General features: G+C 67.1%; 23 protein-coding genes. 18 read left to right on the forward strand and 5 right to left on the reverse strand.

Features of this window, described 5'->3' with window-relative positions; genetic code table 11:
- Nucleotides 1-65 precede the first annotated feature (65 nt).
- The 4 genes from A9976_RS18140 (at nucleotide 66) to A9976_RS18155 (ending at nucleotide 3,053) form a co-directional block, all read left to right on the forward strand.
- On the forward strand, nucleotides 66-635 hold the full coding sequence (locus A9976_RS18140) for an HAD-IIIA family hydrolase (protein WP_183020156.1): 570 nt from the start codon (nucleotides 66-68) through the stop codon (nucleotides 633-635).
- Nucleotides 636-793: 158 nt separating this feature from the next.
- On the forward strand, nucleotides 794-1,534 hold the full coding sequence (locus A9976_RS18145; RefSeq protein WP_013804242.1) for a 1-acyl-sn-glycerol-3-phosphate acyltransferase: 741 nt from the start codon (nucleotides 794-796) through the stop codon (nucleotides 1,532-1,534).
- Between the two features lie 16 nt (nucleotides 1,535-1,550).
- Nucleotides 1,551-2,477 carry a M48 family metallopeptidase gene (locus A9976_RS18150; RefSeq protein WP_183020157.1) on the forward strand — a complete coding sequence of 309 codons (927 nt, stop codon included), beginning with the start codon at nucleotides 1,551-1,553 and terminating at the stop codon, nucleotides 2,475-2,477.
- A 135-nt stretch (nucleotides 2,478-2,612) separates the two neighbouring features.
- A complete protein-coding gene (locus tag A9976_RS18155) occupies nucleotides 2,613-3,053 on the forward strand; it encodes a rhodanese-like domain-containing protein (RefSeq protein WP_183020158.1) in 441 nt (146 codons plus the stop codon).
- On the opposite strand, the gene A9976_RS18160 is transcribed toward A9976_RS18155, so the two are convergent.
- Genes A9976_RS18160 through A9976_RS18170 form a run of 3 tightly spaced genes read right to left on the reverse strand, consistent with a single transcriptional unit; the run spans nucleotide 3,054 to nucleotide 6,222 of the window.
- Nucleotides 3,054-4,205, reverse strand: a complete 1,152-nt coding sequence (locus tag A9976_RS18160) for a CaiB/BaiF CoA-transferase family protein (RefSeq protein WP_183020159.1) — start codon at nucleotides 4,203-4,205, stop codon at nucleotides 3,054-3,056. It lies immediately after the preceding gene.
- Nucleotides 4,205-5,230 carry an NADPH:quinone oxidoreductase family protein gene (locus tag A9976_RS18165; protein WP_183020160.1) on the reverse strand — a complete coding sequence of 342 codons (1,026 nt, stop codon included), beginning with the start codon at nucleotides 5,228-5,230 and terminating at the stop codon, nucleotides 4,205-4,207. Before A9976_RS18165 ends, A9976_RS18160 begins: the two co-directional genes overlap by 1 nt.
- Nucleotides 5,231-5,232: 2 nt before the next feature.
- Nucleotides 5,233-6,222 carry a tripartite tricarboxylate transporter substrate binding protein gene (locus tag A9976_RS18170; RefSeq protein ID WP_183020161.1) on the reverse strand — a complete coding sequence of 330 codons (990 nt, stop codon included), beginning with the start codon at nucleotides 6,220-6,222 and terminating at the stop codon, nucleotides 5,233-5,235.
- A 201-nt stretch (nucleotides 6,223-6,423) separates the two neighbouring features.
- Here A9976_RS18170 and A9976_RS18175 point away from each other — a divergent pair, with 201 nt between their 5' ends.
- Nucleotides 6,424-7,323: a LysR family transcriptional regulator gene (locus A9976_RS18175; RefSeq protein ID WP_183020162.1), complete on the forward strand. Its 900-nt coding sequence runs from the start codon at nucleotides 6,424-6,426 to the stop codon at nucleotides 7,321-7,323.
- A 9-nt stretch (nucleotides 7,324-7,332) separates the two neighbouring features.
- Here the strand turns inward: A9976_RS18175 and A9976_RS18180 are convergent, their stop codons facing one another.
- Nucleotides 7,333-8,268 carry a LysR family transcriptional regulator gene (locus A9976_RS18180; protein WP_183020163.1) on the reverse strand — a complete coding sequence of 312 codons (936 nt, stop codon included), beginning with the start codon at nucleotides 8,266-8,268 and terminating at the stop codon, nucleotides 7,333-7,335.
- A 105-nt stretch (nucleotides 8,269-8,373) separates the two neighbouring features.
- On the opposite strand from A9976_RS18180, the gene A9976_RS18185 reads away from it, so the two are divergent.
- A complete protein-coding gene (locus tag A9976_RS18185; RefSeq protein WP_183020164.1) occupies nucleotides 8,374-9,348 on the forward strand; it encodes a tripartite tricarboxylate transporter substrate binding protein in 975 nt (324 codons plus the stop codon).
- 1 nt (nucleotide 9,349) lies between these two features.
- Nucleotides 9,350-10,108 (forward strand): Asp/Glu racemase, encoded by a 759-nt coding sequence (locus tag A9976_RS18190; protein ID WP_269670910.1) that lies wholly within the window; start codon nucleotides 9,350-9,352, stop codon nucleotides 10,106-10,108.
- Between the two features lie 60 nt (nucleotides 10,109-10,168).
- Here A9976_RS18190 and lysM read toward each other — a convergent pair whose 3' ends face one another.
- The gene (gene lysM, locus A9976_RS18195) at nucleotides 10,169-10,639 is read right to left on the reverse strand and encodes a peptidoglycan-binding protein LysM (protein ID WP_183020165.1); all 471 of its coding nucleotides are present in this window, start codon (nucleotides 10,637-10,639) and stop codon (nucleotides 10,169-10,171) included.
- 185 nt (nucleotides 10,640-10,824) lie between these two features.
- Between lysM and A9976_RS18200 the strand changes: the two genes are divergently transcribed.
- The 11 genes from A9976_RS18200 (at nucleotide 10,825) to A9976_RS18250 (ending at nucleotide 20,088) form a co-directional block, all read left to right on the forward strand.
- Entirely contained in the window at nucleotides 10,825-11,637 is an 813-nt protein-coding gene (locus tag A9976_RS18200; RefSeq protein ID WP_183020166.1) for a type III pantothenate kinase, read from the forward strand.
- Between the two features lie 159 nt (nucleotides 11,638-11,796).
- Nucleotides 11,797-13,503: a type II secretion system ATPase GspE gene (gspE, locus tag A9976_RS18205; RefSeq protein WP_183020222.1), complete on the forward strand. Its 1,707-nt coding sequence runs from the start codon at nucleotides 11,797-11,799 to the stop codon at nucleotides 13,501-13,503.
- The gene (locus A9976_RS18210; protein ID WP_183020167.1) at nucleotides 13,496-14,713 is read left to right on the forward strand and encodes a type II secretion system F family protein; all 1,218 of its coding nucleotides are present in this window, start codon (nucleotides 13,496-13,498) and stop codon (nucleotides 14,711-14,713) included. Before gspE ends, A9976_RS18210 begins: the two co-directional genes overlap by 8 nt.
- 32 nt (nucleotides 14,714-14,745) lie before the next feature.
- Entirely contained in the window at nucleotides 14,746-15,186 is a 441-nt protein-coding gene (gene gspG, locus A9976_RS18215; protein WP_183020168.1) for a type II secretion system major pseudopilin GspG, read from the forward strand.
- A gap of 58 nt (nucleotides 15,187-15,244) precedes the next feature.
- Entirely contained in the window at nucleotides 15,245-15,691 is a 447-nt protein-coding gene (locus tag A9976_RS18220; RefSeq protein WP_183020169.1) for a GspH/FimT family pseudopilin, read from the forward strand.
- Nucleotides 15,691-16,095 carry a type II secretion system protein gene (locus A9976_RS18225; protein WP_220808722.1) on the forward strand — a complete coding sequence of 135 codons (405 nt, stop codon included), beginning with the start codon at nucleotides 15,691-15,693 and terminating at the stop codon, nucleotides 16,093-16,095. Before A9976_RS18220 ends, A9976_RS18225 begins: the two co-directional genes overlap by 1 nt.
- Nucleotides 16,092-16,787: a prepilin-type N-terminal cleavage/methylation domain-containing protein gene (locus A9976_RS18230; RefSeq protein WP_183020171.1), complete on the forward strand. Its 696-nt coding sequence runs from the start codon at nucleotides 16,092-16,094 to the stop codon at nucleotides 16,785-16,787. Before A9976_RS18225 ends, A9976_RS18230 begins: the two co-directional genes overlap by 4 nt.
- Before the next feature lie 47 nt (nucleotides 16,788-16,834).
- On the forward strand, nucleotides 16,835-17,581 hold the full coding sequence (locus tag A9976_RS18235; protein WP_183020172.1) for a general secretion pathway protein GspK: 747 nt from the start codon (nucleotides 16,835-16,837) through the stop codon (nucleotides 17,579-17,581).
- A 70-nt stretch (nucleotides 17,582-17,651) separates the two neighbouring features.
- Nucleotides 17,652-18,827, forward strand: coding sequence for a PilN domain-containing protein (locus A9976_RS18240; protein WP_183020173.1), 1,176 nt, complete (start codon nucleotides 17,652-17,654; stop codon nucleotides 18,825-18,827).
- A complete protein-coding gene (gene gspM, locus A9976_RS18245; RefSeq protein WP_183020174.1) occupies nucleotides 18,824-19,396 on the forward strand; it encodes a type II secretion system protein GspM in 573 nt (190 codons plus the stop codon). The genes A9976_RS18240 and gspM overlap by 4 nt, the downstream gene beginning before the upstream one ends.
- Nucleotides 19,393-20,088, forward strand: coding sequence for a hypothetical protein (locus A9976_RS18250; protein WP_183020175.1), 696 nt, complete (start codon nucleotides 19,393-19,395; stop codon nucleotides 20,086-20,088). Before gspM ends, A9976_RS18250 begins: the two co-directional genes overlap by 4 nt.
- Nucleotides 20,089-20,109 lie beyond the last annotated feature (21 nt).

The following is a 20,109-nucleotide window of genomic DNA, read 5'->3' on the forward strand; positions in this document are numbered from 1 at the left end:
CCTTCCTCGGTGTCCCTCGTCTTGGGACGCGCGCAATTGAGTTCTGACATTCTTGGGACCCGACCATGAAAATTGCGATCCTGGACCGTGACGGAACCCTCAACCAGATCGGTGAGGAGGGCTTCATAGGCTCGGCCGAGGCCTGGACGGCCCAGCACGGGGCGCTGGAAGCCGTGGCGCGCCTGAACCGGGCGGGCTGGCATGTGGTGGTCGCCACCAACCAGCCGGGCCTGGGCCGGGGCCTGTTCGACGTGACCGAACTCAATGCCGTGCACGCGCGCATGCACCGTGAAATGGCGGCGGCAGGCGCGCGCGTCGATGCGGTTTTCTACTGCCCCCATGCGCCGGACGAGGAATGCCATTGCCGCAAGCCCGGCACGGCGCTGTTCGAGCAGATTGCCGAGCGCTTCGGCGTCGAGGGCCACCAGCTGTGGGTGGTCGGCTCCTGCGTGGCCCACCTGCAGGCCGGTGCCGCCATGGGCGCGCGCCTGCACCTGGTCTGCACGGGCGCCAGCGCCGGAGTGTCTCTGGACGGGGCGCTGCCGCCCGGGCTGCCGCCCGGCACCCAGCGCCATGCCAGCCTGGCCGCGCTGGCCGATGCGCTGGTTCCGGCGGATGCCGCACCGGCTCCCTGAACGCCTGAACGCCTGAACGCCCGAACGGCGCTTTTCCCATGCGCCGCCGGCCTGCCGTCCTGCGCACAATGCTATCTTTGTGAATTCCGATTCCTGAGGGCGCAAGGCCCGGGCCTGCCGCCCGGCCCTTGCGCCGCTTTCTGCACCACACTGCCGCCATGTCCCTGATCCGCTCCACCCTCCACATGCTCTGGATGGGCATCACCGTGATCCCCTACACCCTGGCCGTGCTGCTCACGCGCTGGCTGGGCGGCGGGCCGCGCCGCGTCTATGCCGTGGCGCGCGCCTGGCTCAAGCTGTCGGTGGACAGCGCCCGCGTCATCATGGGCGTGCGCCACCGCGTGCAGGGCATGGAGAACCTGCCCACCGATCCCAAGCAGGGCGTGGTGCTGCTGGTCAAGCACCAGTCCACCTACGAGACCTTCCTCATGCCGGCCATCATGCCGCGCCCGCTGGCCTATGTGTTCAAGAAGGAGCTGCTCATGGTCCCCTTCTTCGGCTGGTCCATCGGCAGCATGGACATGATCCACATCGACCGCAAGCACGGCTCGCGTGCCTTCCACAAGGTGGTCGAGCAGGGCAAGCGCCTGCTGGGCCAGGGCACCTGGGTGATCATGTTTCCCGAAGGCACGCGCATCCCGCGCGGCCAAAGGGGCGAGTACAAGACCGGCGCCACGCGCCTGGCCATCATGACCGGCGTGCCGGTCGTGCCCGTGGCCGTCACCTCGGCCAAGTGCTGGCCGCGCAAGGCCTTCATCAAGACGCCGGGCGTGGTGGATGTCTCCATCGGCAAGCCCATTCCTTCCGTGGGCCGCAAGCACGAGGAGCTGATGGTGGAAGTCGAAAACTGGATCGAGGCAGAAATGCAGCGCCTCGACCCCGAGGCCTACCGCGCCTGAGGCGCCGGAGAGCGGCATGGCGGACCCGGCACAGCGCAGTTGGGATTGGCTGCTGCCACCTGCCGTGCAAACGCAGGACGGCGGGCTGAAGCCGCGCCGTGACCGGGCCGCTCCCCCCGCCCAGCCTCCATCCGCGCCTCCTCCTTCATCTGCCCCGTCTCCATCCACCATCCCCGAGCACAGTCCCAGCGTCCATCCGGAGGCCAACCAGCAGGCGGTCCTCCAGGGACAGGTGCTGCATTACCGGCTGCAGCGCTCGCGCCGGCGCACCATCGGCTTCACCATCGGCGCGCAGGGGCTGGTGGTCAGCGCACCGGCCTGGGTGAACATGGCTGCCATCGCACAGGCGCTGGATGCGAAATCGGGCTGGATAATGCGCAAGCTGCACGAGGCCGGCCAGCGCCAGCAAGCCCAGCAGGCGGCACGCATCCGATGGGAGCACGGCGCGGAGATCGGCTACCTGGGCCGCCCCTTGCAGCTGTGCCTGACCGGCGGCGAAACCCAGCCGCTGCGCACGCGCCAGATACACCGTGAACAGGCGGCCGACGGCAGCCAGTCCCTGCAACTGCCGCTGGCGCCCGGGGCATCGGCCGCCGAGGTGCGCGCCTGCGTGCAGGCCTGGATGCTGCGCGAGGCGCGCTCCTGGTTCACGGCCAGCCTGCAGCGCCACGCACCGCTCCTGGGCGTGCAGTGGACCAGCCTGAGGCTGACCAGCGCAAGCACGCGCTGGGGCAGTGCCAACACGGCGGGCGCCATCCGGCTGAATTGGCGGCTCATGCAGCACGCGCCCGAGGTCATCGACTACGTGGTCGTGCACGAGCTGTCCCATCTTCGGTACATGGACCACAGCCCGCGCTTCTGGGCCACGGTGGCCAGCGTCATGCCGGGCTGGGAGGCGCAGCGCCAGGTGCTGCGCGACAAGCTGCTGCCTCCCTGGGAGTAGGCGAGGCGCCCGGGGGCGACTTGAGGCGACTTCAGGCAACTCAATGCGGATCAATGCGGCCTCATGCGTCCTCACGCAGGCGGCACGGTTATTCTTGCCGTGCACACAACCGCGTCTTATTCAGAAAGCCAATCCATGACCGCAAGCGCTCCCGTCCCCGCAGCGATCCCGCTGACCGTCCAGCCCGCACCGGGATATGCAGGTGATATTCCTGCCGAACTCGCCTGGCAATGGCAGCAATCCGGCGAAGCCGTGCTCGTCGATGTGCGCACCGATGCCGAGCGCGACTGGGTGGGCCGCGTACCGGGCGCCGTGGCCGTGGCCTGGAAGCAGTGGCCGTCCATGGCGATGAATCCCGAATTCGACAGCCAGCTGCGCGCCGCCGTGCCTGAAGGCGGCAAGGTGGTCCTGCTGTGCCGCAGCGGCGTGCGCTCGGTGGCTGCCGCCCAGCGTGCGACGCAACTGGGCATCGAGGCCTACAACATCCTCGAAGGTTTCGAGGGCGACGTGGACGCCAACGGCCAGCGCGGCCATGTCGGCGGCTGGCGCCTGCGCGGCCTGCCCTGGCGCCAGTAGTCAGCGCAGGCCGAACTCCCGCAGCACGGCCTGCGTGTGTTCGCCCAGCGCGGGCGGCACCAGGGCCTGGGCATCCGTCGCATGCGTCTGTCCCGGCAGGCGCGGCAGGGGCAGGTCCGGCCAGGCGCAGTGGCCGGGCGTGCGCTGGAACAGGTGCGCCGACTGGGGATCGTCCAGCATTTCGAAGGGGTGGCGCACGCGTCCGAACAGGATGTCGTTGTCCTTGAACAGCCGCTCCCAATGGGCCAGTGGCTGGTGCAGCAGGGCCTGCGCCAGCCGGGCCGACAGGTGCTGCGCCTGCGGCAGCCGGCCCGCGCTGCTGCGCAGGGCCGGGTCCTGCAGCCAATCGTCAAAACCCATGGTCTTGCACAGGCGGGCGAACATGGCGTCGTCCAGCATGCTGAGGTAGAGCATGCCATCGGCCACGGGGAACAGGCCCGTGGGCGCGTTGAAGGCCGAGGCCTCCGCGCCGGGGAACAGGGCGCCTTCAATGACCAGGTAGGACTGCAGGGCCGCGCAGACCTGCAGCATGGACAGTTCCAGGTGCCGGCCCCGGCCCGTGCGTGCGGCCCGCAACAGCGCTGCCGTGGTGCACTGGGCGGCATACAGGGCCGTTGCCAGGTCGGCCAGCAGCAGGCCGATGCGGCGGGGCTGGCCCGTGGCCGGGTCGCGGTTGGCGTGCATCAGGCCGCCGTAGGCCTGCATGGTCGTGTCCAGGGCCGGCAGTCCGGCCATCGGCCCCTCGCTGCCATAGCCGGAAATGGACACGTAGACCAGGCGCGGGTTGCCTGCGGCCAGTTGCACGGGGTCGGCGCCCATGCGGGCTGCCACGCCGGGGCGGAAATTCTGCAGCACCACGTCGGCGCGCAAGGCCAGCGCCTGCAGCGCCGCGCGCCCTTCGGGCGCACGCGTGTCCAGCACCACGCTGTGCTTGCCGGCGTTGCAGGCCACCGAGATGGCGGTCTGGCCATCCCGGCTTCTGCCCATCTGCCGGCTCCAGTCGCCAGCGGGCGGTTCGATCTTGATCACCCGCGCGCCCTGCTGGCGCAGCAGCAGTCCGCAGTAGGGGCCGGCCACGCCCTGGCTTATGTCGAGGACGGTGATGCCGGCCAGCAGTGGCTCATCGTCGAATGGATGGGGAGTCGAAGACATCAGAAATCCAGGATGACCTTGCCCACGGCGCGGCGCGACATGGTGGTGTCCAGTGCCTGCTGCCACTGCGGCAAGGGAAAGTGCATGGTGCGTGGCGCCGCGATGGCCCTGCTGGCGACGGCTTGCGTGATCTGCCCGACCAGGGCCTGCACGGCCGGTGCGTGGACGGCACGCTCGTCGGTCAGTCCCCAGCCGATATAGCGGCCGTAGTTGAAGCCCAGCACGCCCAGGTTCTTCACCAGCAGCAGATTGGCGGGAAACTGCGGAATGCGCCCGCTGGCAAAGCCCATGGCCAGCAGGCGGCCCCCGGGTGCCATGCAGCGCAGGGAGGCATCGGCCAGGTCGCCGCCGACGGGGTCGAAGACCACCTGGACCCCGCCTGCGGGGCACAGCGCCTTCACGGCTGTGGGCAGCGCCACGGCGTCGGATGGCAGGGCGTGGGCGGCGCCATGGGCCAGCGCTGCCGAGCGCTTTTCCTCGGTGCTGGCCGTGGCGATGACCTGCGCGCCCAGGTGGCTGGCGATCTGTACGGCCGCCATGCCCAGGCCGCCGCTGGCTCCGTGCACGAGCACGCTTTCCCCGGCCTGCAGCCGGGCCGCCCACTGCAGTGCCGACCAGGAGGTGGCATAGGTGATGGGCAGGGCGGCCGCTGCGCACAGGGGGACGGCATCGGGCAGGGCATAGACGGTATGGGCCAGGGCCACGGCTTCCTGCGCCAGCGCGCCCCAGTCCAAGGCCGCAATGACGCGCTGGCCCGTGCGCAGGTCCGGGCGCAGCTGGCGGACATCGGGGGCAACCTCCATGATTTCACCCGCCACCTCGGTGCCGGGCGTGAAGGGCAGGGGCGGCCTACGCTGGTAGGTGCCTGCGACGAACAGGCTCAAGGCAAAGCCTATGCCCGCATGGCGTACACGGATGCGGACCTGGCCGGGTGCCAGCACGGGCCGCTGCAGTGCCTGCAGTTCCAGTTCATTCCAGTGGCCCCAGTGGGTGCAGACCAGGGCCCGGTAGTGTTTGTCGGCCATGGCTACTCCAGCCGGATGTCGAGTTCGCGCACCAGTTGCGCCCATTTGGCCTGGTCGGCGCGCAGCGTGGCGGCAAAGGCCTGGGGCGTGCTGCCCACAGGCTCCAGGTTCAGGCCATGCAGGCGCTGCACGATGGCGGGCTGCTGCACCAGGCGCGAAACTTCGCGGGACAGCTGCGCCGTGATGGCCTGCGGGGTGCCGGCCGGAAACAGCAGGCCCATCCACGCGTCGGGCTCGAAGCCCTGGTAGCCCAGCTCCAGGAAGGTGGGCACCTGGGGCAGCAGGGTAGAGCGTCGGGCCCCGGTGATGGCCACGGGCACGATGCGGCCCGCCTGCAGCAGCGGCATGGCCGTGCCCACGGCGATCAGTCCGATGGGAATGTGGCCTGCCGCCAGATCGTTGCCCAGGGGGACGCCGCCCTTGTAGGGCGTATGCGCCATCTTCAGCCTGGCCTGGCGCTTGAGCAGCTCGCCCAGGATGTGGCCCGTGGTTCCCACGCCGTAGGAGCCGTAGGCGTACCTGTCCGGCTCCGCGGCCACGGCCTGCACCAGGGGGGCCAGGCTGCGGTGCGGAAAGTCCGCCGAGACGGCCAGGATGACCGAGGATTTGGCGACCAGGCTCACGGCCTCGAAGTCGGCAATCGGGTCGTATCCGACCTGCGCGTAGAGGGCCGGGTTTTGCACATGGGCGGTGAAGGTCAGCAAGGCGGTATGCCCATCGGCAGGTGCCCGTGCCACCAGCTTGGTGCCTGTGGTGGTGCCTGCGCCCGGGCGGTTGTCTATGACCACCGGCTGGCCCCAGCGCTCGGTCAGTCCCTGGCCCAGCAGGCGAGCCACGGCATCGTTGACATTGCCTGCCACCGAAGGCACGACGAGGGTGATGGGTCTGCGCGGATAGCGGGAAGGCCCGTCCGGCCCGTCCGGCGCGGCCGCCATGGCTGCCGGGGCCAGCAGCCCCGCGCCGGCGCTCAGGCCGAATCGGCGGCGTGTCATGGCTGCCGCATGGCATGGTGGCTGCGCTCCTTGCAATGGTTGCCGCATGTCTGTCTCCTGTGGATTGGGAAGGGCCTGGCACGGCTGGTGACAAAAACCAGTCTAGGTATCCCCCTGGTGCGCCGGTATTCCCGTGTGGAAACTTGGAATGCCTGCCGGGCATGCGGGAATGCGCGCGGGCCATTCATGGAGGGACACCGCATGCGCATCGATGACCTGGAGCTGTTTGTGGCCGTGGCCGAGCACGGCAGCCAGCAGCGGGCGGCCGAGTCCAGGGGGCTCACCCAGTCGGCACTGTCCAAGGCCATGGCGCGGCTGGAGGACGAGGCAGGCCTGGCCCTGTTCGAGCGCGCGGCCAAGGGCCTGACCCTGACCCGCACGGGCACCGGCATGCTCACGCATGCGCGCGGCGTGCTGCAGTCCATGCAGGCCTTGCGCAGCGCGCTGGACGAGCAGCGCGCCAGCCATGCCGGCCAGGTGCGCCTGGGCTCCATTCCCTACCTGATGCCGTCGCTTGTCTCGCCGCTGCTGGCGCGTTTCTTCGTACAGCGCCCGCTGGCCACCTTTTCAATAGAAACCCATATGAGCGCGCACCTCATGACCCTCCTGCGCAAGGGCCACATCGACCTGGCCCTGGTGGCCGTGCCGGCGCAGATTCCTGCGGATGTGGAGTGCATGCCGCTGGGGACCATGCGCATGCAGATCGTGGCGCGTGCGGATCATCCAAGGCTTCGCCGACTGCGCGGCTGGCCGGATCTGGTGGGCGAGCGCTGGGCCATGCCCGCAGCCTCGCTATACCTGCGGCAATGGCTGGACGAGAAGTTCGCCCTGGCCGGGCTGGCACCGCCGCGCGTGGCGGTGGAAAGCACGGCCTCGCCCGTGGCCTTTGCCCAGCTGCTGCGTCAGTCGGACCTGCTCGGTCTGATGCTGTCGCGGGCCCTGCACCAGCCCGAGGGCCAATGCCTGGTGGCCCTGCGCGGCGAAGGCATGGCCTGGAGCCACGAGCTGGCCGTGTGCTGGCGTGCAGGCGCCAGATTGTCGCCGCTGTGCCTGGATTTCCGCGATGCGGTCACGCAGTGGTGCGCCGAGCACGGCGTTTGAAAAGGGGTTTCAGCGCTCCGGCTCCGCAAAGCCCAATGCCACCGCCCGGGCGGCCACCATGTCCACCAGGGCCTGGGCCGGTCCTGACAGCGTGGCCTGCGAGCGCATGGCCAGCAGCAGCCGGCGCCGGGTATTGAGTGCGCCCAGCGGGCGCAGCCGCAGTGCCCGCGCTGCCAGGTGCGGCGCGGTGGCGGCGCGCGGCAGGATGGCCAGCCCCAGCCCGACCGAGACCATGTGGCACATGGCGTCGAAGCTGCGCACCTGGATGCGGATCCGCACGGGCCGGTTGATGGATTCGGCCTCGGCTGCAATGCGCCGCATCAGCGAGGTGGAGCGGGCCAGGCTCACGAAGTCGTGGTCCAGCACGGTGGCCAGGGGCACGGGGGCGGCGTCGTCCGTATCCAGTGCATGGCCGCGCGGCATGACGAGCACCAGCTCGTCCACATCGCACACCTGGGTGCTCAGCCCTTCCAGGGGCGTGTTCTCCCCGATGATGGCCAGCTCGGCGACGCCGCTGAGCACGGCGCGCACGGACTCCTCGCTGAGCGCGTCCTCCAGGTCCACCGACACACCCGGGTGGGCCGCCATGAAGTCGGCCAGCAGCCGGGGCAGAAATCCCGCAAACGCCGAGTTGTTGGCCCACAGGCGCAACTGGCCCGTGGCGCCGCTGCGAAAGTCGTCCATGGCCAGGGCCAGGTGTTCCAGCCGGGCCACCACGTCCACCGCATGGTGGTACATGCTCTGGCCGGCAGGCGTGGGCGTCACGCCGCGCTTGCTGCGCACCAGCAGGGTCACGCCGCAGTGCTGTTCCAGCTCGGCCACCCGCTTGCTGGCCGCCGCCAACGACAGCCCCAGCGTGCGCGAGCCGGCCGTCAGGCTGCCGGCATCGACCACGGCCACATACAGGCGCAGCGTCAGCAGATCGAATCGGTGCAGGTTGATCATCCTCATCCTCCACCACAGACGAAGGATGGATCAACGAGATACGGCTGTTCGGCCGCGTGCAGGCCCGCAAGAATGCGCTGGTACAAAGAGAACATGGAGACAAGCATGAATCGACGCATTGTGCTGCAGGCCGCCGGTCTGGCAGCCGCCGCCCTGCTGGGCGCAGGGCCCGCACTGGCCCAGGGCTTTCCCGCCAAGTCCATCACCCTCGTGGTCCCCAACCCGCCCGGCGGCGTAGTGGACACGGCGGCACGCCTGGCGTCCGACCCGCTGTCGCGCCTGCTGGGACAGTCGGTGGTGGTGGACAACCGGGGCGGCGCCAGCGGCAACATCGCCTACCAGATGGTGGCCCGGGCGCCCAAGGACGGCTACACGCTGCTGGCCTCGTATTCGGCCTACCACGTGGGCAATCCGGCCCTGTTCCCCAAGCTGCCCTGGGCGCAGTCCGAGCTGGCGCCCGTGGGGCTGATCGTGGCCGCCACCAATGTGATCGCCGTTCATCCTTCCGTTCCGGCGAACAATCTGCAGGAATTCATTGCCTATCTGCGCAAGAACCCGGGCAAGGTCAATTACGCGTCGCAGGGCAATGGCTCGCTGTCCCATGTGGGCACGGCCGTGTTCGCCCAGGTGACCCAGACCCAGATCACGCATGTGCCCTACAAGGGCTCCGGCCCTGCCATCCAGGACGTGCTGGGCGGGCAGGTGCAGATGTTCATCACCACGCCGCCTTCGGTGCTGGGCCATGTGCAGACGGGCAAGCTCAGGGCCCTGGCCGTGACCAGCAAGACGCGCCATCCCATGCTGCCCGATGTGCCCACCACGGCCGAAGCGGGCCTGCCGGGCTTCGAGCTGGAAGCCTGGGTCGGCCTGTTCGCGCCTGCGGGCACGCCGCCCGAGGCCATCGCCAGGCTGTCGGACGCGCTCAAGACCTCCCTGGAGTCGCCCGACGTGCAAAAGCGCGCGGCCCTGCAGGGCGTGGAGCCGCGATTCCTCGGCCCGCAGGCGCTGGGCGCCCTGGTGCAGCGAGAGACCGATCACTGGGGCAAGGTGATCAAGGCCAACCACATCACGATGGATTGACATGACAGCCAAAACCCATTTCCGCATCGGGCAGATCGTGCCCAGCTCCAACACCACGATGGAGACCGAGATCCCCGCCATCCTGCGCGCCCGCGAGGCCCTGGCGCCCGAGCGTTTCACCTTTCATTCCAGCCGCATGCGCATGAAGCATGTGACCAAGGAAGAGCTGGCCGCCATGGACGGCGATAGCGACCGCTGCGCGCTGGAACTGTCGGACGCGCGTGTCGATGTGCTCGGCTATGCCTGCCTGGTGGCCATCATGAGCATGGGGCGCGGCTACCACCGTGTCTCCGAGGCGCGCCTGCACCAGCGCACCGTGGACAACGGCGGCCCCGCGCCCGTGGTCACCAGCGCCGGCGCACTGGTCGATGGCCTGCACGCCATCGGCGCGAAAAAGGTGGCTCTGCTGGCGCCCTACATGAAGCCGCTGACGCAGCTGGTCATCGACTACATAGAGAACGAGGGCATCGAAGTGGTGGACAGCATCTCGCTGGAGATCGCCGACAACCTGCAGGTGGGCGCCCAGGATGCGCGCGCACCCATCGAGATCACGCGGCGCCTGAACACGGCCAACGCCGACGCGGTCATCGCCTCGGCCTGCGTGCAGATGCCCTCGCTGGCCTCGGTGCAGCCCATCGAGGACCGGGTGGGCCTGCCCGTGCTGTCTTCCTCGGTGGCCACGACGTTCATGATGCTCAGGCGCCTGGGCTTGCCTACAGCCGTTCCGGGATTCGGTGCGCTGTTGAGCGGTAAATACTGACTACTGACTGAGCCCACGAAAAAACCGCCCGAAGGCGGTTTTTTTACGGAGACAAAGAGATCACAGCGCCGGGATGCGCAGCTTCTGGCCGGGGTAGATCTTGTCGGGGTGGCTCAGCATGGGCTTGTTGGCCTCGAAGATCACCGGGTACTTGTTGGCATCGCCATAGAACTTCTTGGCAATGGCCGACAGCGTGTCGCCACGCACCACGTCGTGGTACTGGGCTTCGGGCTCGGGGTTGGTCACCGCCATCTGGTTGTCCACCGACTGCACGCTGGAGACGTTGCCGCAGCACAGCGTCACCTTTTCCTTGACCGCCTGGGTGGGGGCCGTGCCCAGCACCGTGACCTTGCCCTGCGAGCCGTCGAACTGCACCTTCACGTCGCTGACGCCCAGGTTCTGCGTGCCGATATAGGTCTCGATGGCCTTGGCCGCCTTGGCATTCAGGTCTTGCGCAGGCTCGGCTGCCTGTGCGGCGCTGCCGCCGAACAGCTTTTCGCCGGCTTCCTTGATGAAACTGAAAAGTCCCATGGGTGACTCCTGTTGGTGGGTGGAAAAACGGAAAGGCCAATGTAACGCCTAACCGTGGCAACGCGCGCTGCCGGGCAGGAGTGCTCCCGGATTTTTGACATTTGCGCCATTCTTGCGTTCACGTCCTCACTCAGTTGTCGTCCATGGCTGACGCTATCCTCCGGAAAACTCCGATAATCCCGCCCATGACTTTTTTGGCCATAGACATCGGCAACACCCGCTTGAAATGGGCGATGTACGACGCGCATCGGCCTGGCGCCGCCTTGTTGGCGCACGGCGCGGAGTTCCTCGAGCACATAGAGCACCTGGCCGAAGGGCCGTGGAGCGACCTGCCCACGCCCACGCGCATGCTGGGCTGCGTGGTGGCGGGCGACACGGCGCGCCGGCGCGTGCACGACCAGATCGACATGATGCTGGGCTGGGATTTCGAGCCGCAGTGGGCCGTGCCCGGCGCAGCCGAGGCCGGAGTCACCAACGGCTACGACTTCCCTTCGCGCCTGGGGGCGGACCGCTGGGTGGCCATGATCGGCGCGCGCCAGCACATCCTGCAGCGCGGACCCGAGCGCCCCCTGATCGTGGTCATGATCGGCACCGCCGTCACCGTGGATGCGCTGGACCAGCATGGCCACTTCATGGGAGGCCTGATCCTGCCGGGGCACGGCATCATGCTGCGCGCCCTGGAAAGCGGCACGGCCGGCCTGCATGTGCCCACGGGCGCGGTCACGCCATTTCCCACCAACACCAGCGATGCGCTGACCAGCGGCGGCACCTACGCCATCGCCGGGGCCGTGGAGCGCATGTACCAGCATCTGTACATGCACTGCAGCATGGAACCCGCCTGCGTCATGGCCGGCGGTGCAGGCTGGAAGATGGTGCCCAGCATGACGCGGCCCTTCGAGCTGGTGGACAACCTCATCTTCGAAGGCCTGCTGGTCATGGCGCAGCGCCGCTGGGGCGATGCCAGCGGCCTGCCAACCGAGGCCGTGAAGGCGGCCTGAAGCTGCCTTCCCTTGTGCAGCGCAGCATCTCGCCGGCCTGGCCGGTGCGTAACAGTTGATGACAGGAATGCGGCGACCGTGGACGCCGCATGGGACGCCTTTCGCGGGGGATGCGGCGACAGTGGATAATCCGCGGCAATGTCTTCCACCAATCACGTCATGGAACCGATTGCCGGTGTCGAAGCCCCGATCAAGGGGCGGCTGGGCGAACGCCTGCTTTCCGCCGGCAAGCTGAACGAGCGCGATCTGCAAAACGCCCTGCAGGCGCAGCAGGAGCTGGGCGGCTACCTGGGCCAGGTCCTGGTCCAGCTGGGCGTGGTGGCGGAAACCGACGTGGCCCAGGCCCTGTCCGAGCAGCTGCACATGCGCTGGCTGCGCGCCGAAGAATTCCCCGACCTGCTGCCCGATGTGCCGGGCCTGCTGCCCAGTTTTCTGGATGCGCAGTGCGTCTGCCCCATTTCGCTGCAGGAAGGCGTGCTCGAAGTGGCCATGTCCGTGCCGCAGGACCCCTTCATCACCAAGGCGCTGCGCCTTGCCACCGGGTTGCAGATCAGGCCCGTGCTGGCGCTGGAAGCCGACATCCGCAAGGCCCTGTCCGAGGCCGGCCAGGAGCCTGAAGGCGAAGAAGGCCAGGACTGGGAGTCGGACGCCACGGGCGGCGACTTCGTAGAGCATCTGAAGGACCTGGCCAGCGAGGCGCCGGTCATCCGCCTGGTCACGGGCATCATTTCCCGCGCCATCGAGCTGCACGCCTCCGACATCCACCTCGAACCCTTCGAGGCCGGCCTGCAGGTGCGCTACCGCATGGACGGCGTGATCCATGCGGCCGAACTCGTGCCGTCGCGCCTGAGCGCCGCCGTTGGCTCGCGCGTCAAGCTGCTGGCCCATCTGGACATTGCCGAGCGCCGCCTGCCGCAGGACGGCCGCATCAAGACCCGCGCCAAGGGCCGCGAACTGGACCTGCGTGTCTCCACCGCACCCACGGTGCACGGCGAGAGCATCGTCATGCGGGTGCTGGACCGCGCCAACGTGCGCCTGCGCCTGGAAAGCATGGGCTTCGAGGCCGATACGCTGGAGCGTTTCAACACCTTGCTGGCCAAGCCGCACGGCATCGTGCTGGTCACGGGACCGACAGGCTCGGGCAAGACCACCACGCTGTACGCGGCCCTGTCCAAGATCGACGCGGTTTCCAACAAGATCATCACCGTCGAGGACCCGGTCGAGTACCAGCTCGACGGCATCAACCAGATCCAGGTCCATCCGCAGATCGACCTGACCTTTGCCAACGCCCTGCGCTCCATCCTGCGCCAGGACCCGGACATCATCATGATCGGCGAAATGCGCGACGGAGAAACCGCTCAGATCGCCGTGCAGTCCGCGCTGACAGGCCACCTGGTGCTTTCCACGCTGCACACCAACACGGCCGCAGGCGCCGTCACCCGCATGCGTGACATGGGGGTGGAAAGCTACCTGATCACCTCCTCGGTCAATGGCGTGCTGGCCCAGCGCCTGGTGCGCACGCTGTGCTCGCATTGCAAGCAGCCTGACACGCTGCCGGCTGCCGCCGTCGAGGGCAGCGGCCTCAAGCGCTTTCTGCGCGAGGGCTCGCCCATCTACCGTGCCGTCGGCTGCGAGCATTGCCGGGGCACGGGCTACAAGGGCCGTACCGGCATCCATGAACTCATGGTCATCGACGAGCCGCTGCGCCGCGCCATCATCGAAGGCCAGGACGCCAACGCCCTGCATGCCATGGCGGCCAAGAGCGGCATGCTGAGCCTCTACGACGACGGCCTGCGCAAGGTGGCCTCGGGCGCCACCACGCTGGACGAAGTGCTGCGCGTGACCCAGGACCAGAGCGATGCCTGATTACAGCTGGGAGGCCGTGGACAGCCGCGGCCAGATGGTCAAGGGCACTTTTTCCGCTGCGGCCGTGGCCGAGGTGGTGGTGCACCTGCGCAAGAGCCGGCTGTCGCCCATCAAGGTCGAGGAAGCCGCAAGCCTGGGCAACGTGCCGCTGGCGGTGCGCGCGCTCAAGAAGGGCCGCATCAAGGCCGACGACATCCAGGGCATGACCACCGAGCTGGCCATCATGATGCGGGCCGGGCTGTCGCTGGACAATGCGCTCAAGGTCCTGGTCGAGATGAGCCACAAGGTGCAGATGCAGGCCATGCTCCAGTCCGTGCTCGACAGCGTCAAGGCCGGCATGCCGCTGAGCCAGGCCCTGGGCAAGCACCACGACCTGTTCGGCGACTTCTATATCAACATGGTGCGCTCGGGCGAGGCCAGCGGCCAGATGTCGGGCGTGCTCAACCGGCTGGTGGAGCACATGGCGCGTCAGCGTGCCCTGCGCGACAGCGTGGTCTCGGCCACCATCTATCCCGCCATCCTGCTGGGCGTGGCCGTGCTGTCCCTGGTGGCCATGCTGGGCTTCGTAGTGCCGCAGTTCGAGCAGCTCTTCAACGACATGGGCGACGCGCTGCCCCTTCCCACGCAATTCGTGATGGGGCTGGGCCATGCATTCCGCAGCTACGGCTGGGCGGTGTTCATCGTGCTGGGCGCGCTGGGCTGGGTCTTTTCCCGCTGGGCCAAGAGCCCCAAGGGCCGCCAGACCTGGCAATCATGGCTGCTGGGCCTGCCGGGCCTGGGTGGCGTGGTGCGCAAGTACCAGCTCACCCTGTTCAGCCGTTCGCTGGGCACGCTGCTGGGCAACGGCGTCACGCTGCTGACGGCGCTGCGCATTGCCAGCGACACGGTCTCCAATGTCGCCATCCGCGAGCGCCTGGAAAAAATGGGTCCCATGGTCAAGGAAGGCCATCGCATGGCCCATGCCGCCCAGAAAACCGGAGAATTCGAGCCCCTGGCCCTGAATCTGGTGCGGGTGGGGGAGGAAACCGGCCGCCTGGGCGACATGATGCTGGAGCTGTCCAACATATTGAACCGCGAGGTCGAAAACGCGATCAAACGCCTCCTGACCATGCTGGAGCCGGCGCTGATCCTGGTCCTCGGTATCCTTATCGCCTCCATCATCGTGTCGATCCTGCTCGGAATCCTGTCCGTCAACGATCTGGCCGTCTGATGAATCTGAATTGTCTGAAAGGTATGTAGAAGATGATGCGCATGCAAAAGCAACTGTCCTCCCGCGCCCGCAAGCGTGGCTTCACGCTGATCGAACTGCTGGTCGTGCTGGCCATCCTGACCCTGCTGGCCGGCCTGGTCGGCCCCAAGGTGCTGAACCAGTTGGGTGGAGCAAAGACCAAGACGGCCGGCGTGCAGATCGCCGACATCGAAAAGGCGCTGGAGCTGTACAAGCTCGACGTGGGCCGCTATCCCACCTCGCAGCAGGGCCTGGACGCGCTGGTCAAGCAGCCTGCCGGCGTTGCCGGCTGGGCGGGCCCCTACCTCAGGGGCGGCGTGCCCAATGATCCCTGGAACAACGCCTACCGCTACACCTATCCCGCCGCCAACGGTGACCTCGAAATCCTCTCGCTGGGCTCCGATGGTGCGCCTGGCGGCGAGGGCGAGGCTTCCGATATTCGCAACACCAAGTAATCAGCTGTCCAGAACAGCTGCCGCAACCGTTGCCATTCCGTCTCGCCAAGGATGAGTCTTGAAGCGCGCCCAGGGTTTCACGCTGATCGAGCTGCTGGTGGTGTTCGCCATTCTTGGCGCCATCATCGGCATCGTGCCGCCTGCCATGGGCAAGCTGCGCGATGCCGTGGACTATCGGCAGACGGTGCAGGACGTGACGGCCCTGCTGCGCAAGGCGCGCCAGCAGGCCACGCTGCAGGGCATGCCCGTGGCATTCGCTGTCAATACGAATAGCAGGCAGTACGGCATCGCCGGACAGGCCGCGGCCAGGCTGCCCGACAGCCTGACGGTGCAACTGACCACGGCAGCCGGCATGGCGCTGGCCGATGGCAGCCAGACCATCGTCTTTCTGCCCGAAGGCGGCGCCACGGGGGGCAGCATTTCGCTCGCCCGTGCGCAAAGCGGTGGTGGCGTGCGTCTGCGTGTGGACTGGCTTTCCGGCCAAGTCACCAAAGAGGCCCTGTAATGCGTCGGCGCGCCGCTTCCCGCCCCAGGGTGCGGGGCATGACCTTGCTGGAGCTGTTGGTGGCGCTGTCCATCATGGCCATCTCCCTGGCGCTCATTTACCGGGCTGTCGGCGGCTCTGCACGCGGCGTGGCCAAGCTGGAGCAAAACCAGGGCGTGGCCCTGCTGGCCGATTCGCTGATGGATGCCTTCCCCATGGTCGATCCCGGCGGCACCCAGGCTTCGGGCCAGGATGGCATCTATGCCTGGCAAGTGGCTTCGGCGCCTTTCCCGGCAAGCGACTTGCCTGAGACCGCCGTCCCCCTGCATGCCTTGCGCATCACCATCTCTGCCGAAAATCGCAGCTGGGTCTTTGAAACCCTGCGTCCGCAGCGACCATTGCAGCCGGGTGAGGTGGCGCGATGAGCGTGTCCGGCGTCAAGCATTCGGCTTCGGCCAGGCAGCGCGGCTTCACGCTGGTGGAGCTGCTGGTGGTCATGGCTTTGCTGTCCCTGCTCATGCTGGGGCTGGCCTCGGCCATGTCCACGGTGTCCCAGACCCAGGAGCGCGTCGACGCACGGCTGGATCGCATGGACCACCAGCGGGTGTCCATTGCCTTCCTGCGCTCGGTTCTGGGCCAGGTCTCTGCCGTGAGACGGCAGGCGGGCCTGCGCAAGCAAGGCGAGAGCGAACTGTTTTTCGAAGGCGGCCCGCAAGGCATGCGCTGGCTGGGCATCATGCCCGCCCGCTTCGGCATGGGCGGTCGTACCCACTTCCAGCTTTCCGTCGAAGGCGATGCCCTGGTGCTGCGGTTCGCACCCTGGCAAGGGCCCGATGTCATGCCCGACTGGGGGCAGAGCCAGTCCTACGTGATCGATCGCGGTGTCACGGGTTTTGCCTTGCGTTACCAGAACGCCAAGCTGGGCGTGGCACATTGGCAGCCGCAATGGGGACCCGAAAAGGACAACGAAAAGGAACTGCCGTCTGCCGTGCAAATCGAGTTGCAGTCGGCGTCGGGGGTATGGCCGATGATGGTGGTTGCCATGAGGACTCCGGCTGCATCGAATCCCCAACGCGTGGACGACGAGGCCAGCCTTGGAGGGGGGCGCAGCTTTTGAGCAGAAATAAAATCCTTACCGCCCAGAAGGCTCGCACACAGCAGGGCATGGCCCTGATTCTGGTGCTCTGGATCGTGGCTGCCTTGGCGATTTTTGCCAGCAGCCTGGGCGGCGTCGTTCGCCAGGAGGCGGCTGTGGGCGGGGTGACACGGCAATTGGCGCAAGGGCGCGCACTGGGAGAAGCAGCCATCTATCAGGTGCTGCAACGGATGGCGGTCAAGCCCGCCGACTTCCGGGAGTTCAGCGTCGTTCCCGTCTCGCTCGGGGGCGCGGTTGTCGAGGTGGATATCATTCCGTGGAGCGGCCTGGTGAACATCAATGGTGCATCGTCTACGCTTTTGTCGGCCTTGCTCACCCAGGTGGCGGGCTTGGGGCAAGGGCCTGCAGAGGTGCTTGCCCAGGCCATCGTCCAGGCACGCACCGGCGATGGGCAAAGGCGGGTGTTGCGTCCTGCCTGGGAGTCGCCGGAGGATTTGCTCCAAGTCCCGGGCATGACCTATGACATCTACTCCCGCTTGCGGGATTTTGTCGTGGCCGATGTCAGTGCGCGCTCCAGCATCAATCCTGCTGCCGCTCCTGCGCAATTGCAACCGTGGCTTGAACGCGCGGACGGCGTCGCTGCCTTTCGGCAGACCACCATAAGCTCACGCTACAGCCTGGTGGCGAAGGTGCCTTTTGGCGGAGGGAGTGGCGTGAGGCTGGTGCGGCAGGTCGATGTGCAAGGCGGCACGGCAAACAGGCGGTTGCCTTGGATTATTTTTTCGGCTTCCCAAGCCTGGGTCGGACGCATGTAGGCCTGATGCGGCGCGGCAATCAAAAGGAACTGACGACTATGGCTCAACTATTACAACAACGGCGGGATGCATGGCCTTGCTGACATCTGATGCCAAATTTTTCGGCCTCGATCTGAGTTCACTGGGTGGGCAATTTCGCGATGCTTGGCAGCAATTGACCCAACTGCCATGGCTGCGCCGCTGTCTGCCTGCTGCACGCATGCAGCTCATCGGCGCAGACGGTACAGGTCAGCGGCAGATGCATGCAGCCTGGGTGCGTGGCAATTCACTGACCTTGTCGGATGCGGCGCAAGGAGATGTTTCTCCATCTGCTGCCTATGCCGGCGTGCTGCTGTCGCCAGACCTGGTGCTGGCGCGTACGCTGCGGCTGCCTCGCCTGTCGCCGCAGGCGCTGCACAGTGCGGTGGCGCTGGACGTGCAGACCATGTCGCCCTTTTCTGCTGTGCAAACCCTTTGGGGCTATGCGCTGCGGCCTGATGCCGGGTCTGACTCTGCAGGCATGCAACAGGTTGATGTGGTGATCACATCGCAGGATCTGGTCGCCAAAGTGCTGCAGGAACAGGCTGAGCGCCTGCCCCAGGGCATGGCTCCGGAGGTCTGGGCCTCATCGCTGTCCAGCCCCGTACTGCTCCAGGGATTTGGCGAGTCACGCCGTTTCGGCCGTGAGGCGCGCCAGCGCATGTGGATGCTGCTGGGCCTGGCGGGCGCCATCGCCTTGGCCATTGCGCTGGCAGTCACTCCCACCCTGCAGTTGCGGTTGAGGGCCCTGGATGCCAGCGATCAGTTCAAGCGGCTTTCCCAGGCATCTTCCGAAGTCGTGGCCAAGCGCCAGGCGGCGGTGGACGAATCGCAGAGCGTCGCAGACCTGCTGACGCGCCAGCAGCAGCAGATTGACCATCTGCGCGTATTGGCTCTGCTGACGGAGCTGCTGCCGGACGACACGGCTGTGCAGCGGATCAAGTTCGCTGGCAACAAACTCACCATCGTGGGGCTGAGCGACAACGCATCCGATGTCGTATCCGCGCTGTCCAAGCAAGCGGGCTTCAGTGAGGTACGGCTGCCCAGTGCGGTCACGAGGCCCACTCGCTCCAACAAGGAGAGCTTCACTCTGGAGGCCGTGATTGATCCTGCGGTTCTGGGGCTGTATGCGGCCCCGGCTGCGACTGCAGCCGACGCTGATGCAGAAAACAAGCCTTCGGATGCTGATGCTCCCAATGCTCCAGCCTCCGCAAAGGAGGGCGCATGAGCACTAGTGCAAAACTGTCGTTGCGCCAGCTGGCGCTGCTGGCTGTGCCTGTTGTATTGGTGCTGGTGCCCGTGGTTCTGCTGGCTTTTTGGGTGAATGAGCGTCACCAATGGGCCCAGGAGCAACTCGATACCCTGGAGCCGCGCTATGCGCGCCTGCTGGGTCTGCAGGCCCAGGAGGAGGAAATACAGCAGATGCTGGAGCGCATAGGCAGCGTCAAGGCCCGCCATGTCTATCCGGGCGAGAACGATGCCACGCAGACGGGCAACATCGTGCAGCAAAGCCTGCGCTCGGCCCTTGACCGCGCTGGTCTGACGGTGGTCAGCAGCCAGGTGCGGCCGAATCCCGAAGAAGGGCCTTTCGAGCGCATCGATGTCGTCACTACCGTCGAGGGCGACTGGCCAGCCATGCAGATGGGGCTGCTGTCCTTGAAGGACATCAGTCCCACCGTCTGGCTGGACAACGTTGAAATCAACCTCATGGGATCTCTTCAGACCAACGACACGAAAGCGGCGCCCAAGTTCAGTGCCCAGCTCACCTTCAGCATTCTCCGGAGCAAGACATCGTGAAGCACCCCATCAATTGGCTGGGCTGGAGTCTTGCTGGCGCCCAGGTGGCAATGTGCGGTGCGCTGGCATGGGCATGGCTCACTCCTCAGGGTGAGATCAGAGACAGCCGCTGGCAGCCGCCGCAGGCCATCAAGGCGGATATCGAGTCACTGCTGCAGCCGCAGCCATCCAGGAAAGCGCCTGACGCAGAGGATGATCGCCAACTGCTGCAAATGCAGGAGCGGCCGCTGTTTGCGATGAGCCGCCGCCCGCCGCCGCCTCCACCCCCGCCGAAAAAAGTGGATGCGGAACCACCCCCCGAGCAGGATCAATGGTCCCAGGCCAAGGTGACAGGCCTTTTCGATGGAAGCGTCTCCGGCGCCATCATCGTCTATGGCGGCAAGGAGCAGCGCCTGATGCTCAACCAATCCCTGGATGGCTGGAAGCTGCTGAGCATCCAGGGCCGCGGAATCGAGATCGGACGCGGGGAAACACGCCGCTCTCTCACTTTGACCAAGGCTGCGCTGGACAAGGCCCCTGCATTGCCTGCGGGTGCACGCTTGCCGCGGCCTTCTGCTGGCGCGTCCGGCGCCGCCCCTGACGGTGGCTCGAACAACAACGCTGCCGCTGAACGCCCCGAGCCGACCCGGCCGGGTGCGGGAGGAGATGCCTCCCTGGGCGGAGGCACCAGTCTGCCCCGCCGCCGCAACTGAAAGAACTCACCGAACACATCC

This window comes from Delftia sp. UME58, from assembly GCF_014170385.1.
In the GTDB taxonomy this organism is placed as follows: domain Bacteria; phylum Pseudomonadota; class Gammaproteobacteria; order Burkholderiales; family Burkholderiaceae_C; genus Comamonas; species Comamonas acidovorans.

Excerpts from the sequence above, each read along its gene's own strand:
- A9976_RS18140 (WP_183020156.1), top strand. The coding sequence starts at position 66 with ATGAAAATTGCGATCCTGGACCGTGACGGAACCCTCAACCAGATCGGT.
- A9976_RS18145 (WP_013804242.1), top strand. The coding sequence starts at position 794 with ATGTCCCTGATCCGCTCCACCCTCCACATGCTCTGGATGGGCATCACC.
- A9976_RS18150 (WP_183020157.1), top strand. The coding sequence starts at position 1,551 with ATGGCGGACCCGGCACAGCGCAGTTGGGATTGGCTGCTGCCACCTGCC.
- A9976_RS18155 (WP_183020158.1), top strand. The coding sequence starts at position 2,613 with ATGACCGCAAGCGCTCCCGTCCCCGCAGCGATCCCGCTGACCGTCCAG.
- A9976_RS18160 (WP_183020159.1), bottom strand. The coding sequence starts at position 4,205 with ATGTCTTCGACTCCCCATCCATTCGACGATGAGCCACTGCTGGCCGGC.
- A9976_RS18165 (WP_183020160.1), bottom strand. The coding sequence starts at position 5,230 with ATGGCCGACAAACACTACCGGGCCCTGGTCTGCACCCACTGGGGCCAC.
- A9976_RS18170 (WP_183020161.1), bottom strand. The coding sequence starts at position 6,222 with ATGACACGCCGCCGATTCGGCCTGAGCGCCGGCGCGGGGCTGCTGGCC.
- A9976_RS18175 (WP_183020162.1), top strand. The coding sequence starts at position 6,424 with ATGCGCATCGATGACCTGGAGCTGTTTGTGGCCGTGGCCGAGCACGGC.
- A9976_RS18180 (WP_183020163.1), bottom strand. The coding sequence starts at position 8,268 with ATGATCAACCTGCACCGATTCGATCTGCTGACGCTGCGCCTGTATGTG.
- A9976_RS18185 (WP_183020164.1), top strand. The coding sequence starts at position 8,374 with ATGAATCGACGCATTGTGCTGCAGGCCGCCGGTCTGGCAGCCGCCGCC.
- A9976_RS18190 (WP_269670910.1), top strand. The coding sequence starts at position 9,350 with ATGACAGCCAAAACCCATTTCCGCATCGGGCAGATCGTGCCCAGCTCC.
- lysM (WP_183020165.1), bottom strand. The coding sequence starts at position 10,639 with ATGGGACTTTTCAGTTTCATCAAGGAAGCCGGCGAAAAGCTGTTCGGC.
- A9976_RS18200 (WP_183020166.1), top strand. The coding sequence starts at position 10,825 with ATGACTTTTTTGGCCATAGACATCGGCAACACCCGCTTGAAATGGGCG.
- gspE (WP_183020222.1), top strand. The coding sequence starts at position 11,797 with ATGGAACCGATTGCCGGTGTCGAAGCCCCGATCAAGGGGCGGCTGGGC.
- A9976_RS18210 (WP_183020167.1), top strand. The coding sequence starts at position 13,496 with ATGCCTGATTACAGCTGGGAGGCCGTGGACAGCCGCGGCCAGATGGTC.
- gspG (WP_183020168.1), top strand. The coding sequence starts at position 14,746 with ATGATGCGCATGCAAAAGCAACTGTCCTCCCGCGCCCGCAAGCGTGGC.
- A9976_RS18225 (WP_220808722.1), top strand. The coding sequence starts at position 15,691 with ATGCGTCGGCGCGCCGCTTCCCGCCCCAGGGTGCGGGGCATGACCTTG.
- A9976_RS18230 (WP_183020171.1), top strand. The coding sequence starts at position 16,092 with ATGAGCGTGTCCGGCGTCAAGCATTCGGCTTCGGCCAGGCAGCGCGGC.
- A9976_RS18235 (WP_183020172.1), top strand. The coding sequence starts at position 16,835 with ATGGCCCTGATTCTGGTGCTCTGGATCGTGGCTGCCTTGGCGATTTTT.
- A9976_RS18240 (WP_183020173.1), top strand. The coding sequence starts at position 17,652 with ATGGCCTTGCTGACATCTGATGCCAAATTTTTCGGCCTCGATCTGAGT.
- gspM (WP_183020174.1), top strand. The coding sequence starts at position 18,824 with ATGAGCACTAGTGCAAAACTGTCGTTGCGCCAGCTGGCGCTGCTGGCT.